The organism is Arthrobacter sp. 10T44 (genome assembly GCF_056393885.1).
Map to the genome: position 1 here is coordinate 1 of NZ_JBFTGT010000012.1, position 12,586 is coordinate 12,586.

Below are 12,586 nucleotides of genomic sequence, written 5' to 3' on the forward strand. Positions count from 1 at the left end.
ACGGGATAAACACAATGCACAAAATTTGAAACCAGCTAAAAACACCGGACCCAACCACGGGGTGGCAGGCCCGGCACAATCAACCAATTCAATACAAAATTGGTATCAACAAACTTGGCACACTATTGAGTTCTCAAACAACAGACACATTCGAATACTTCTCGAAACAATTCACTCAGTGAATTTCTTTTTGTTCCGCATTTCTTCGCTGCGATGTATTTAGCTTATTTCATTCATTTCCACTTTGCAAACCCGGAAGTTCTTCCGAAATTCACTCCGAAGAAGCGAATCCGCCCAGCAAAATGCGAAGCAATTTCGCTTTCCCACATCTTGCGCAGGAAGAATTGCTTCTTTTTTGTTGGGGGTTGGTCACCGCTCAACGGCGGCGACTCAGAAAACAATACACGCTCCCCTGCGGCCGTGCAAATCGGCCGGAGGGGAGCGTGCATGAGGCTGAACCGCTGCTTAGCCGTGCAGTGCCGGCTAGGCTCCCGAAACCTCCACGGTTGCCAGGTTCTTCTTGCCGCGGCGCAGCAACAGGTAGCGCCCGTGCAGCAGTTCGTCGGCCGTGATGACGGCGTCGGGGTCGGAGATCTTGGTGTTGTTCACGTAAGCCCCGCCCTCCCCCACGGTACGCCGGGCCGCGGACTTGCTTTCGGAGAGCCCGGTAGCCACCAGCAGGTCAATGATGCCGAGCCCGGAGCCGTCCACGGTGGCGGAGGGCAGTTCCGCCGTCGCGGCCTTGAGGCTCTCTGCGTCCAGTGCGGTCAGGTCCCCGCCGCCGAACACGGCTGCCGAGGCGGCAATGACCTTTTCGGTGGCCTCGACGCCGTGCACCAGCGAGGTCACCTCGTAGGCAAGCTTCCGCTGGCCAACACGTGCGAACGGGCGCTCGGCAACCGAGGTTTCGAGGGCTTCGATTTCGGCGCGGCTGAGGAAGGTGAAGACCTTGAGGCGGGCCGCGACGTCGGCGTCGGCGGTGTTGAGCCAGAACTGGTAGAAGGCGTACGGGCTGCACATCTCCGCGTCCAGCCAGATCGCGTTGCCCTCGCTCTTGCCGAACTTGGTGCCGTCCGAGTTGGTGATCAGCGGCGTGCCCAGCGCGTGGACGTGCTTGCCCTCCACTTTGCGGATCAGGTCCGTGCCGCTGGTGAGGTTGCCCCACTGGTCCGAGCCGCCGGTCTGCAGCACGCAACCGTAGTCGCGGAACAGCTGCAGGTAGTCCATGCCCTGCAGGATCTGGTAGCTGAACTCGGTGTAGCTGATCCCCTCATCCGAGTTCAGGCGGGTGGCAACGATGTCCTTCTTGATCATCGTGCCGACGCGGAAGTGCTTCCCGATGCCGCGCAGGAAATCAATGGCACTCAGCGGGGCGGTCCAGTCGAGATTGTTGACCATCCGGGCCGCGTTATCGCCCTCGAAGCTGAGGAAGCGCTGGACCTGGCCCTGCAGCCGGCCGACCCATTCCGCCACGGTCTCCGGAGTGTTGAGCACCCGCTCGGCGGTCTGCCGGGGGTCACCGATCAGTCCGGTGGAACCTCCCACCAACCCGAGGGGCTTGTGCCCGGCCAGCTGGAGCCGGCGCATCAGCAGCAGTTGCACGAGGTTGCCCAGGTGCAGGCTTGGCGCGGTGGGGTCGAAGCCGCAGTAGTACGTTGCGGGGGCGCCGGCGAGCAGTTTCTCCAGCTCCGCCTCGTCCGTCGAAACGTGCACAAGGCCGCGCCATTTCAGCTCCTGCCAGATGTTGGCGAAGCCGGGGTCGTTCTGCTGGGACTGAAGATCATTTAGCTGGGACACGGAATCTAAGTTAGCAGGATCGACAGGGCCGGACGGCCCCGCTCCAGCTCGTGACGGCGCCGGGCGCGACGGCGCCGTCGTGACGGGCCCGGCACAGCCGCAGCGTCCGGGGCGGCAACCCAGGCCGCCGCCACCGGGGAGGGGAGCCTCAGTCTTCGATGCCTGCCGGTACGGGAGCAGCCGCGATGAGCCGTAAGCGCTGGGTGGGGCGGGTCATCGCGACGTACAGATCGCCTACCCGGCCGTGCTCGTGGTTGAGCATGGCAGACGGTTCCAGCACCACGACGCCGTCGAACTCCAGGCCCTTGGCCTCGCGGGGGCTGATCACCACAATGTCCTGCTCGTAGCTGCCGGCGCCCGTGCCGACGCGGCGGCCGTACGCTGCGCGCAACGCGGCGGTGGCCTCCGGCAAGAGCCCGCCGTCGGCGATCACGGCCAGCAGGCCGCCGTCGAGCGCATCCAGTTCCTCGGGGAGCACCTCAAGGAGCCGGTCCACGATCGCCCCGGGCTCGACGCGATCAATCACCGGCGACCAGCGTCCCTCGCGGACTGCCTTTGGCGCGGAGACGACGAGTCCGGCGGCATTGGCCATCCGGGCCGCCGCCTCGGCAATCTGCGACGGGGTGCGGTAGTTGACGGTGAGTTCCTCAAGCTGCCAGCGGTCCCCGAACATCGGGGCCAGCGCGCTCTGCCAGGACTTCGCCCCGGCCACCGAACTCGTCTGGGCGATGTCGCCGACAATCGTGAAGGACTTCAGCGGGCAGCGGCGGACCAGCAGCCGCCACTGCATGGGCGAGAGCTCCTGCGCCTCGTCCACCACAATGTGCCCGAACGCCCAGCTGCGGTCGCTCGTGGCCCGCTCCGCCGCGGTCAGCCGCGCCTCGCGTTCCTGGTTCTGGTCCACAAGTTCTTCGGCTGAGATGAGGACATCCACCCCGGCCGTTTCCATGTTGACCAGGGTCTGCTTGGCGTTGGCGAGGTCGCGGGCCCGGTCGTGCTCCTGCTGGGCCAGGCCACGGCCAGCAGCCGGATCCAGTTCGCCGAGCAGTTCGGCGGCCTCGTCCAGCAGCGGCACGTCGGCCTCGGTCCACGGCGAACCGGCCGGCCGGAGCAGTCGGGCGCGTTCGGCCGCGCTGAGGTTCGGGGTGCAGGCCTCGAGGATGGCGGGCTTGCTCAGCAACTCGCCCACCAGCTTCTCCGGGGTCATCGGCATCCAGCACAGGTTCAGGGCCACACGCACGTCACGCGCCGAACGGACGTCCTCCGCGAGGTAGGAACGGTCGGCGTTGTTGCCGATGCTGCTGGCCTCGACCAGTTCGGTCATCTGCTCGGTCAGTTCGCGCAGCAGGATCTTGACGAAGGAGACCCTGGCCTCATTGTGCGGCTTCCCGGTGGCGCGCGCCTTTTCGCGGGCACGGCGGACCTGCCGGGGCGTCAGCACCAGCTTGCGGCCGTCCACTTCGAGGACACGGTTTTCGGCCGGGATCCGCTGCCGGTTGGCGACCGCGTTGGCGACGACCTCGGCCATGTCGAGCCGGCCCTTGATCGCCGCGACGTCGGAATCGTCTTCGGCGACGGCGTGGATGCCGGGCATCAGCCGGCCCAGGCTGGCCATCACGACGCCGGTCTCGCCCAGGGACGGCAGCACCCGTTCGATGTAGTTCATGAACGACGACGACGGGCCCACCAGCAGCACGCCGGCGGTCTTGAGCCGGTCCCGGTGGGTGTAGAGCAGGTAGGCGGCGCGGTGCAGGGCGACGGCGGTCTTGCCGGTACCCGGTCCGCCCTGGACCACGAGGGCCCCGGAGATGGACGAACGGATGATCCGGTCCTGCTCGGACTGGATGGTGCCCACGATGTCCGACATCCGGCCCGTGCGCTTGGAGTTCAGGGCCGCGAGCAGCGCGCCTTCGCCCTGCAGGGAGGCGTTGTCGGCCAGCATGTCGGCGTCGAGCACGTCATCCTCGATGGCCTTGACTTCGCGGCCCTGCAGGATCAGGTGCCGGCGTCGGCGTACACCCTGACGGTCGAAGGCGGTGGCCTGGTAGAAGTGGCCGGCTTCGGGCGCCCGCCAGTCCACCATCAGCCGCTGCAGGTCCTCGGTGGTCAGGCCGATGCGGCCGATGTACTGGGCTTCCCCGGAGTCGAGGTCGAGGCGGCCGAACACGAGGCGGTCGTCGACGGCGTCGAGCTGGGCGAGGCGGTCCTCGTAGAGTGCGGCGAACGCGTCCCGCTCGGAGACGTTCTGCATGGTGCCCACGGCACCGGCGCGGCGAACCTGGGCGAGCTGGGCGCGCTTCTCCGCCCGCAGCTCATCCAGCCGGGCATACAGTCCGGCTACATAGTCGCGTTCATGGGCCAAATCAGCGTCGTGCATCGAACGTTCCCCTATCGAAAAAGACAGACCAACCATTCTACAACCATTTCGGTGTTCGCTCCCGAAATATGTCAGTTTTCATCAGACTGGACTTTTTGCAGGCATTCTACCGAGGCGTTTGCCGGCCGCTAGAGGTTCAGCAGGGAGTGGATGCGGTGGCCAGCCAGGGCCGCGCGGCCGTTCAAGTCGCCGAGCTCCATCACGACGCCGACGCCAGCCACCTCGACGCCGCAGCGTTCGAACAGCCGTGAGGCTGCGCCCAAAGTGCCGCCGGTGGCGAGGACGTCATCGAGGATGAGCACCCGGGTACCCGGCGCCAGGTCCGAGCTGTGCAGTTCCAGGGTGGCGGTGCCGTATTCCAGCGAGTAGTCCTCGGAGACCACTTCGCGCGGCAGCTTGCCGGCCTTGCGGACGGTGACGACGCCGGTGTCCGTGGCGTAGGCGGCGGCCGCAGCCAACAGGAAGCCCCGGGCTTCCACCCCGGCGACGGCGTCGAACTGGCCGTGGAAGGGCGCCACCAGCGCACCGACTACAGCCTTGAGGGCGGCCCCGTCGGCGAAGACCGGGGTCAGATCCTTGAAGATGATTCCCGGCTTGGGGTAGTCAGGGACCGTGGCGCACAGGCTGGCGATCAGCTCGTCCACCGGGATTGCGTTGCTGGTCTGGGGCTGGGCCTGCTCGCTTTGTTTCACCCATCAATCTTACTGGCTGGTAGCAAACGGCCGTTCCGGCCGCGGGCTACCGGCCTACCCTCCGGCCGTCGGGGGCCCGGCCGTCGGGGGCCCCGCGTCGGGGGCCCGGCCGCGTCACTCGCTGCTTCCGGGGACCGCAAGAGGTCATGGGCAAATCCGTACCTGACGAGTTCCAGCGCCTTGGCGAGCGCGTGCTCCGCGTCGAACCGGCTGTCCGCTGCGGCGCTGAGGCGGGCGTAGTCGTTTGCCCAACCGGACCGGCGGAAGCGGTCGGCGTCGCCGTGCAAAAGCCGTCCATAGAGAACGTCCTCGAAGCGGTCCGGCCCTTCATCCGGGGCCGGCACTTCGTCATGGCCGGGCCCTGGCAGCACACGTTGACGTCCCTGGACCATCTCCGCGGTGAACAGCTCAACCACGTGTTCCGTGCCTTCCGTCAGGTGTCGGTCCGCCGAGTAGTTGCAGAGGCGGAGTGCCCTCACCACCAGCTTGAGTGAAACGTGTTCGTCGCGCACGATGAATTTGCGCAGCAGTGCGGCCCGAAAAAGCTCGATCCAATGCCGGCGCTCCCCCTCTGTCCCACCCGCGCTGGAGGGCACCGCCGGCGGCTCCGCGTCGGCTTGGAACAGCGCCACCATCCGGAAGTACTCGGCGGCGAGCTGCTCAAAGATCACCAGCCGTTCGAGCTCGCTGCCTGGCTTCCCGCGCTTGCCTTCGCCCATGATTGCCGGCTAAGCCGTTCGGACCTTCGCGGCCTTGTAACGGGATACAGTCGGGTCGCCGCTGAGCCAGAAGCGCCACGGGTAGTCGTCGGTGCCGCCGGCGCCAGAGACGCCCACCCGCGGCCCGGAACTGATCGCGGCCGCCGGCACGGCCGGGAGCTCGAGCCGGAACGGTGCACTGAGCGCGTCGCGGCCGCTGTCCGCCGTCGTCAGTCCCAGGGCGGTGGCGAAGCGGGCCGGACCGCTGGCGAGGTGCTTCGGGGCTTTCGACGTCGGCCGCCGCGCCTGGGCCAGTTCCTCCCCGACCACGACTTCACCGGCGCGCAGGAGCAGGGCGGAGGCCACTCCCTCGGGGCCGCAGACGATGTTGGCGCAATGGTGCATCCCGTAGGTGAAGTAGACGTAGAGGTGCCCCGCCGGGCCGAACATCGGGGCGTTCCGCCGGGTCTGGCCGCGGAAAGTGTGCGAGCCGGGATCAGGGTGCAGCGAGTCCTCCGGCCCCAGATAGGCCTCGACCTCGGTGATCCGCACCGCTACCGGCCCACCATGGCTGCTGTGCGTCAGCACTGCGCCGAGCAGCAGCGGGGCCACGGTTCGGGCGTCGGCGGACAGCAGCCCGCGCAGGGCGTCTGGCGTCAGGCTGGAATCCATCCTCCGACTTTAACAAACCCCTGAATCGCGGCATAGCGGCCCCTCACGGCCGTGTCCGATTTCCGCTAGCAGAGGTCCGCCGGAAGCTGGCAGGATGGAGCCATGGACTTTTGGCAGCGCTACCGGGCAATCGATGCCCGGGACCCCCGTTTCGACGGGCAGTTCTATACCGCTGTCCGCACCACCGGCATCTACTGCCGGCCCTCCTGCCCGGCGCGGACCCCGAAGGCCGGCAATGTCAGCTTTTACGAGACGTCCGCCGCCGCGCATGACGCAGGCTACCGGGCATGCAAACGCTGCCTCCCCGAAGCCGTGCCGGGCACCCCGGCGTGGAATGTCCGCTCGGACATCGCCGGCCGGGCCATGCGCCTGATCAACGACGGCGTGATCAACCGCGACGGCGTGGAAGGGCTCGCCTCGCGGCTCGGCTACTCCTCGCGCCAGCTCAACCGCATCCTCAGCCACGAACTCGGTGCCGGCCCGCTCTCGCTGGCGAGGGCCAGCCGTGCGCAGACCGCCCGGACCCTGCTGGTCTCCACCTCAATGAAGGCCGCCGACATCGCATTCGCCTCGGGCTTCAGCAGCGTCCGGCAGTTCAACGAGACCATCACCGAGGTCTTTGCCATGACCCCCTCGGCGCTGCGGGCCACGGCGCGGCACCAGCAGGCGACGGCCCGGACGGCGGTGGCCTCCACGGCGCTTACGTTGAACCTGCCGTACCGGGAGCCGTTCGATCCTGGGGTGTTCGCATTCCTGGCCGTCCGAGCCATTCCGGGCATCGAGGAAGGAAGCTCCACCTCCTACGCCCGCACCCTGCGGTTGGCGCACGGGGATGCCCGCTTCCGGGTGGACTACGACGCCGGCTCCCCGGGCCGGCCCCTGAGGCTGACGATTGGGGCCGTGGACCTGCGGGACCTGGCCTCGCTGCTCAGCCGGGTGCGGCGCCTGCTGGATCTCGACGCCGACCCGGTCGCGATCGATACCTCCCTCGCCGCCGATCCGCGGCTGGCGGCCAGCGTTGCCGCCGCCCCCGGCATGCGGATGCCCGGGGCCGTGGATCCGCAGGAGCTGCTGATTCGCGCCATGATCGGCCAACAGATCACCGTGGCGGCTGCGAGGACGGCCCTGGTCCAGCTTTCCGCGTGCGGCAGCGAGAGCCTGGTTCCGGCGGACGGCCTGCACCGGCTCTTCCCGACGGCGGCGGACATCGCGGACACCGGGTTCCAGTTGCTGCGCGGACCTCAGCGCCGCATCGACTCGGTCCGTGCCGCCGCCGTGGCAATGGCCGCCGGTGACCTGGATTTTGGCTACGGCGACGACCTCGCCGGCCTGCAGGCCAAGCTCTTGCCGCTGGCCGGCGTCGGGCCCTGGACTGTGGGCTATGTCGCAATGCGCGTGATCGGCGCCCCGGACGTTTTCCTGGCCAACGACGCCGCGGTCCGCAATGGTATCCGCTCGCTGGCGCAGGCGTCAGACGATAACGCCGGTGGCGCCGCCGCGGCTGCGGATGGCCTGCCCGCCGACCCGATCGCCCCCGATTCGCTCTCTCCCGATTTTCGGGAGGTCAGTCCCTGGCGCTCCTACGCCACCATGCACCTCTGGCGTGCGGCCGCAGCGGCCCAGTCCGCAGCGCGGACCATGGCAGCCCGGACCAAGTCAGCCCGGCCCAAGACAGCAGCTTCGAAGAAAGTGACGACATGAAAGCCCAGCTTTTGACCATCTCCACCCCGGACGGTCCGTTCACCATCATTGCCCGGGACGGCGCGGTGCTGGCCTCGGGCTGGACCGCGGTGCCCGGCGAACTCACGGGCCAGATCCACCCGGACCTGCTGCCCGGCGGCTACGAACCAGTGTCGGAACTGCGCGGCATCTCGGCCGCCGTCGAGGAGTTCTACGCCGGCAACCCGCGAGCCGCGATGGAAGTCCCGGTGCTGCAGAAATCGGGCCCCTTCCGCAGCCATGCCTGGGACATGCTGCGGACCGTGGCGCCGGGGCATCCGGTGACGTACACCGAGTACGCGGAACTGTCCGGCAACGCGAAGGCCGTCCGGGCGGCGGCCAGCGCCTGCGCCTTCAACGCGGCCGCTCTATTCGTGCCATGCCACCGGGTGATCCGCACCGACGGGAGCCTGGGCGGGTTCCGCTGGGGACTCGCCATCAAAAAGAGCCTGCTGGACCGCGAACGGCAGCTGGCCCTGGCCGTGCGGGCCTAGTTCGTCACTGGAACGCCCGCGGGCCACGGCAACAGCGCGGGCAGCTCGACGCCGTCGGCCGCTGCCGTGGCGCGCAGGCTCCCCAGGGTGGGGGTGCGGCCGGCCAGCCACGCCGCGATGTCGGTGAGCATGCCGTTGATGGCGGTGGAGCGTCCGCCGGCGGCGCCGATCGCGACGGAGGGCAGGCCGAGCGGCTGGAGCACAAAACGCTCGCCCTCAGGCACCCGGGCGGCCAGGAACTCGAAGAGATGCTCGCAGAACGGCTTGCTCCACGTTTCGGGGCCGCGGCCGGTGCCCAGGTCCGTGGCATGGATGGTGAGTTCGCGCCAGAGCGCCAGGCCGCCGTCGAACACAACGCCGCCGCGGTAACTGATCGGCTCCCGCCAGCCCGCCGCCTCCAGCGCACCGAAGGCGCCCAGGGCCCGCTCGAAGGCCGCGGCCAGCGCGGCCCGGTGCTGCTCAGCGCTGTGGCCGGCCGCCAGTTCGATGGCGCGGGTGCGTCCCTCGAAGCCGCCGTCGTAGAGTTCGATGCTTTCGCCGCGGCCGGCGTACTCAACCTGGCGGGCCATCGCGTTGGCGATTCCGGCCAGGTGGGCCAGCACGTGCCCGCGGGTCCAGCCAGGGAGTTCGGACGCGGCCAGGACGTCCTGGTCGTTGAGTTTGGCGGCGATTCCGGTCACGACGTCCGCGGCGCGGCGGAGTTCCTCCAGCAGGTTTTCAGGGGTGATTGAGGTCATGGCGCCCATCCTAACGGAGCCTCCGGATTAACGGTGATTAACTGGGCTGAGCCGTCTCAGCGCGCCCCGTAGCGGTGCCGGATGTGCCGCCGGTCATGCCGGGCCTGCCAGAATTCGAGTTCGCGGGGCCGGAGCGCGTAGAGCTGCCAGCTGGGGTTCTCGCTGCCGTCGGCGCCGGGCCGATCGTGCCAGTCGGCGGCGGAGGCTTCCGCGGAGAGCGCCACAACCTGGCCGGCCACACGGACCTGGCGGCCCTGCTGCTGCCAGAAAAAGTTCAGCGCAGCGCTCGGGTTCTCTGCCAGTTCCCGGCCCTTGCGCGACTGGCGGGACGTCGCGAAGTGCCAGCCGTCGTCGTCGATGTCCTTGAGGATCAGCATCCGCGAGGACGGACGTCCGAGTGCGTCGGCGGTGGCCAGGCTGCAGGCGTTGGGCTGCGGAACTCCGGCCGCCAGGGCTTCGGCGAGCCACTGCCGGAACAGTTCCCCCGGGTCCTCGGGTGCCGTCGCCGGGTCGAAGTCCGGGAGCACGTCCGGGAAGTCGGGCAGGGCACGCAGGAACTGGCGGAACGATTCGCTCATGCACCCACCTTAAGCGCCACGAGATGACACTTCGCGGCAGTGTTTACGAAAAACATTGCCGCGAAGTGTCCCCACCCGCCCCCTAACCTCGCAAGCTCGGTCAGGGGACCCTGCGGGTGTGGGCCCCATCTCGCGGGTGTCGAAGTGCTACCCCGCGTACGCGCGCACGCCGTCGAGCTCCGCCTCGAGCGCCAGCAGCTGGCGTTCGACGGCGGCCGGCGCGGTGCCGCCCTGCGAGTTGCGGCTGTTGAGCGAGCCCTCGGTTGACAGCACCGTGCGGACCTCCGGGGTCAAATGCTCCGAGATGGCGGCGTATTCCTCGTCCGTCAGGTCCCAGAGTTCCACGTCGCGGCTTTCGGCCTGCTTCACGGCGGCGCCGGAGAGCTCGTGCGCCTCGCGGAACGGAACTCCCTGCCGGACCAGCCATTCGGCAATGTCCGTGGCCAGTGCGAAGCCTTGGGGTGCCAGCGCTTCCATCCGTTCGGTGTTGAACTTCAGGGTCGCGATCATGCCGGACACGGCCGGGAGCAGCAGCTCCAGGGTGTCGGCGGCGTCGAAGACCGGTTCCTTGTCCTCCTGCAGGTCGCGGTTGTACGCGAGCGGCAGGCCCTTGAGCGTGGCGAGCAGCCCGGTCAGGTCGCCGATCAGCCGGCCGGCTTTGCCGCGGGCCAGTTCGGCCACGTCAGGGTTCTTCTTCTGCGGCATGATCGAGGAGCCGGTGGAGTAGGAGTCGTGCAGGGTCACGAAGGAGAACTCCTTGGTGGCCCACAGGATCACTTCCTCCGAGACCCGGGACAGGTCCACGCCGATCATCGCCGACACCCACGCGAACTCGGCAAAGACGTCGCGGGAGGCGGTGCCGTCGATCGAGTTGTGCGTGGCCGAGTTGAAGCCGAGGTCCGCCGCGACGGCCTCCGGGTCCAGGCCCAGCGAGGAACCGGCGAGGGCGCCGGAGCCGTAGGGCGAGACCCCAGCGCGCTTGTCCCAGTCGGCCAGCCGCTGCACATCGCGCAGCAGCGCCCAGGCGTGGGCCAACAGGTGGTGGCTGAGCAGGACCGGCTGGGCGTGCTGGAGGTGGGTGCGGCCGGGCATGGCCACCCCGCGGTGTTCCTTGGCCTGGCCGATCAGCGCGTCGATCGTGGCGAGGACGCCGCGGGCGATGATCCGGGCGTGGTCGCGCAGGAACATCCGGCCCAGCGTGGCCACCTGATCGTTGCGGGACCGGCCGGCGCGGAGCTTGCCGCCCAGCTGGCTGCCGGCACGCTCGATCAGGCCGCGTTCCAGCGAACCGTGCACATCCTCGTCGGACTCGGCCGGGGTGTAGGCGCCGGAGGCGACGTCCGCATCCAGCCGGCCCAGGGCGTCCAGCATGCCTTCAAGCTCGGCGTCGTCCAGCAGACCGGCCTTGTGCAGCACGCGGGCGTGCGCCTGCGACCCGGCAATGTCGTAGCGGGCCAGCCGCCAGTCAAAGTGCGTGGACTTGCTCAACGCCGCGAGGGCGTCGGCGGGGCCGCCGGCGAACCGGCCGCCCCACAACGCACCCGTGTTCGTAGCCTCGGACTTGGTGGATTCCGACTCAGCCACAGGGGCTACTTTCCTGCGACGCGGATGTCGCGGCCGGAGGCAACCTTGGCGGACATGCCCCACAGCTCGATGAAGCCGCGGGCCATCGACTGGTCGAAGGTGTCGCCGGTGTCGTAGGTGGCGAGGTCGAAGTCGTAGAGGGAGGTCTCGGAGCGGCGTCCGTTGACGATCGCCTGGCCGCCGTGCAGCACCATGCGGATGTCGCCGGAGACGTAGCGCTGGGTGTCTTCGATGAAGGCGTCCAGGGAGCGCTTGAGCGGGGAGAACCACTGGCCGTCGTAGACCAGCTCGGACCAGCGCTGGCCGACCGTGGCCTTGAAGCGGGCCTGCTCGCGTTCGATCGTGATGTCCTCGAGGTGCTTGTGCGCGGTGATCAGCGCCATCGCGCCGGGCGCCTCGTAGATTTCGCGGGACTTGATGCCGACCAGGCGGTCCTCGACGACGTCGATCCGGCCGACGCCCTGGGCGCCGGCGCGGCGGTTCAGTTCCTTGATGGCCTGCAGCGGGGTGACCTTGACGCCGTCGATTGCGACCGGCACGCCGGCTTCGAAGGAGATGGTGACTTCATCCGGGGCCGGCGGGAACTCCGGGGTGGCGGTGTAGTCGTAGATGTCCTTGGTGGGGGCGTTCCAGATGTCCTCAAGGTAGCCGGTCTCGACGGCGCGGCCCCAGACGTTCTGGTCGATCGAGTACGGGTTCTTCTTGGTGGTCTCGATCGGCAGTCCCTTCTCCTCGGCGAAGGCGATGGCCTTGTCGCGGGTCAGGGCGAGGTCGCGGACCGGGGCGATGCACTTCAGGTCCGGGCCGAGGGTCTGGATGCCGACCTCGAAACGAACCTGGTCGTTGCCCTTGCCGGTGCAGCCGTGGGCCACCGTGGTGGCGCCGAATTCGCGGGCGGCCTTGACCAGGTGCTTGACGATCACCGGGCGGGAGATTGCGGAGACCAGCGGGTAGTGGCCCTGGTAGAGGGCGTTCGCCTTCAGGGTGGGCATGCAGTACTCGTTCGCGAACTCGTCGGACGCGTCGGCCACGTACGCTTCGACGGCGCCGCAGCCGAGGGCACGCTGGCGGATGGTCTCCAGCGACTCGCCGCCCTGTCCGACGTCGACCGCCACGGCAATGACCTCGGCGCCGGTCGCTTCTCCGATCCAGCCGATGGCTACGGAAGTATCCAGGCCACCGGAGTAGGCCAGCACAATACGCTCAGTCACTTCAAATGCTCCTTAGTTGTTGGGTTC

Annotated in this window: 11 protein-coding genes; 2 read left to right on the forward strand and 9 right to left on the reverse strand. The window is 68.4% G+C overall.

Going from position 1 to position 12,586, the window contains the following annotated elements; all coding sequences use genetic code 11:
• Nucleotides 1-483 precede the first annotated feature (483 nt).
• The 5 genes from tyrS to AC1DBL_RS15810 all read right to left on the reverse strand — a co-directional run bounded on the left by tyrS (nt 484) and on the right by AC1DBL_RS15810 (nt 6,236).
• On the reverse strand, nt 484-1,797 hold the full coding sequence (gene tyrS, locus AC1DBL_RS15790) for a tyrosine--tRNA ligase (protein WP_441419446.1): 1,314 nt from the start codon (nt 1,795-1,797) through the stop codon (nt 484-486).
• Between the two features lie 148 nt (nt 1,798-1,945).
• On the reverse strand, nt 1,946-4,174 hold the full coding sequence (locus tag AC1DBL_RS15795) for a HelD family protein (RefSeq protein WP_441419445.1): 2,229 nt from the start codon (nt 4,172-4,174) through the stop codon (nt 1,946-1,948).
• 128 nt (nt 4,175-4,302) lie between these two features.
• The gene (locus AC1DBL_RS15800; RefSeq protein WP_476926451.1) at nt 4,303-4,866 is read right to left on the reverse strand and encodes an adenine phosphoribosyltransferase; all 564 of its coding nucleotides are present in this window, start codon (nt 4,864-4,866) and stop codon (nt 4,303-4,305) included.
• Nucleotides 4,863-5,585, reverse strand: coding sequence for a hypothetical protein (locus AC1DBL_RS15805; RefSeq protein WP_476926452.1), 723 nt, complete (start codon nt 5,583-5,585; stop codon nt 4,863-4,865). Before AC1DBL_RS15805 ends, AC1DBL_RS15800 begins: the two co-directional genes overlap by 4 nt.
• 9 nt (nt 5,586-5,594) lie before the next feature.
• Nucleotides 5,595-6,236 carry a DNA-3-methyladenine glycosylase gene (locus AC1DBL_RS15810; RefSeq protein WP_476926453.1) on the reverse strand — a complete coding sequence of 214 codons (642 nt, stop codon included), beginning with the start codon at nt 6,234-6,236 and terminating at the stop codon, nt 5,595-5,597.
• Between the two features lie 102 nt (nt 6,237-6,338).
• Here AC1DBL_RS15810 and AC1DBL_RS15815 point away from each other — a divergent pair, with 102 nt between their 5' ends.
• Together AC1DBL_RS15815 and AC1DBL_RS15820 are read left to right on the forward strand one after the other, a co-directional pair.
• Nucleotides 6,339-7,937 (forward strand): DNA-3-methyladenine glycosylase 2 family protein, encoded by a 1,599-nt coding sequence (locus AC1DBL_RS15815; RefSeq protein WP_476926454.1) that lies wholly within the window; start codon nt 6,339-6,341, stop codon nt 7,935-7,937.
• A complete protein-coding gene (locus AC1DBL_RS15820; protein ID WP_441419440.1) occupies nt 7,934-8,449 on the forward strand; it encodes a methylated-DNA--[protein]-cysteine S-methyltransferase in 516 nt (171 codons plus the stop codon). The genes AC1DBL_RS15815 and AC1DBL_RS15820 overlap by 4 nt, the downstream gene beginning before the upstream one ends.
• Here AC1DBL_RS15820 and AC1DBL_RS15825 read toward each other — a convergent pair.
• From AC1DBL_RS15825 to AC1DBL_RS15840, 4 genes are all read right to left on the reverse strand, one after another.
• The gene (locus tag AC1DBL_RS15825) at nt 8,446-9,186 is read right to left on the reverse strand and encodes a maleylpyruvate isomerase family mycothiol-dependent enzyme (RefSeq protein ID WP_476893569.1); all 741 of its coding nucleotides are present in this window, start codon (nt 9,184-9,186) and stop codon (nt 8,446-8,448) included. The two genes, AC1DBL_RS15820 and AC1DBL_RS15825, sit on opposite strands and share 4 nt — an antisense overlap.
• Nucleotides 9,187-9,242: 56 nt before the next feature.
• A complete protein-coding gene (locus tag AC1DBL_RS15830) occupies nt 9,243-9,764 on the reverse strand; it encodes a pyridoxine/pyridoxamine 5'-phosphate oxidase (protein WP_441419438.1) in 522 nt (173 codons plus the stop codon).
• Between the two features lie 147 nt (nt 9,765-9,911).
• Nucleotides 9,912-11,348 (reverse strand): argininosuccinate lyase, encoded by a 1,437-nt coding sequence (gene argH / locus AC1DBL_RS15835; RefSeq protein ID WP_441419437.1) that lies wholly within the window; start codon nt 11,346-11,348, stop codon nt 9,912-9,914.
• Nucleotides 11,349-11,353: 5 nt separating this feature from the next.
• A complete protein-coding gene (locus tag AC1DBL_RS15840) occupies nt 11,354-12,559 on the reverse strand; it encodes an argininosuccinate synthase (RefSeq protein WP_175323273.1) in 1,206 nt (401 codons plus the stop codon).
• Nucleotides 12,560-12,586 lie beyond the last annotated feature (27 nt).

Excerpts from the sequence above, each read along its gene's own strand:
- AC1DBL_RS15795 (WP_441419445.1), bottom strand. The coding sequence starts at position 4,174 with ATGCACGACGCTGATTTGGCCCATGAACGCGACTATGTAGCCGGACTG.
- AC1DBL_RS15805 (WP_476926452.1), bottom strand. The coding sequence starts at position 5,585 with ATGGGCGAAGGCAAGCGCGGGAAGCCAGGCAGCGAGCTCGAACGGCTG.
- AC1DBL_RS15810 (WP_476926453.1), bottom strand. The coding sequence starts at position 6,236 with ATGGATTCCAGCCTGACGCCAGACGCCCTGCGCGGGCTGCTGTCCGCC.
- AC1DBL_RS15815 (WP_476926454.1), top strand. The coding sequence starts at position 6,339 with ATGGACTTTTGGCAGCGCTACCGGGCAATCGATGCCCGGGACCCCCGT.
- AC1DBL_RS15820 (WP_441419440.1), top strand. The coding sequence starts at position 7,934 with ATGAAAGCCCAGCTTTTGACCATCTCCACCCCGGACGGTCCGTTCACC.
- AC1DBL_RS15825 (WP_476893569.1), bottom strand. The coding sequence starts at position 9,186 with ATGACCTCAATCACCCCTGAAAACCTGCTGGAGGAACTCCGCCGCGCC.
- AC1DBL_RS15830 (WP_441419438.1), bottom strand. The coding sequence starts at position 9,764 with ATGAGCGAATCGTTCCGCCAGTTCCTGCGTGCCCTGCCCGACTTCCCG.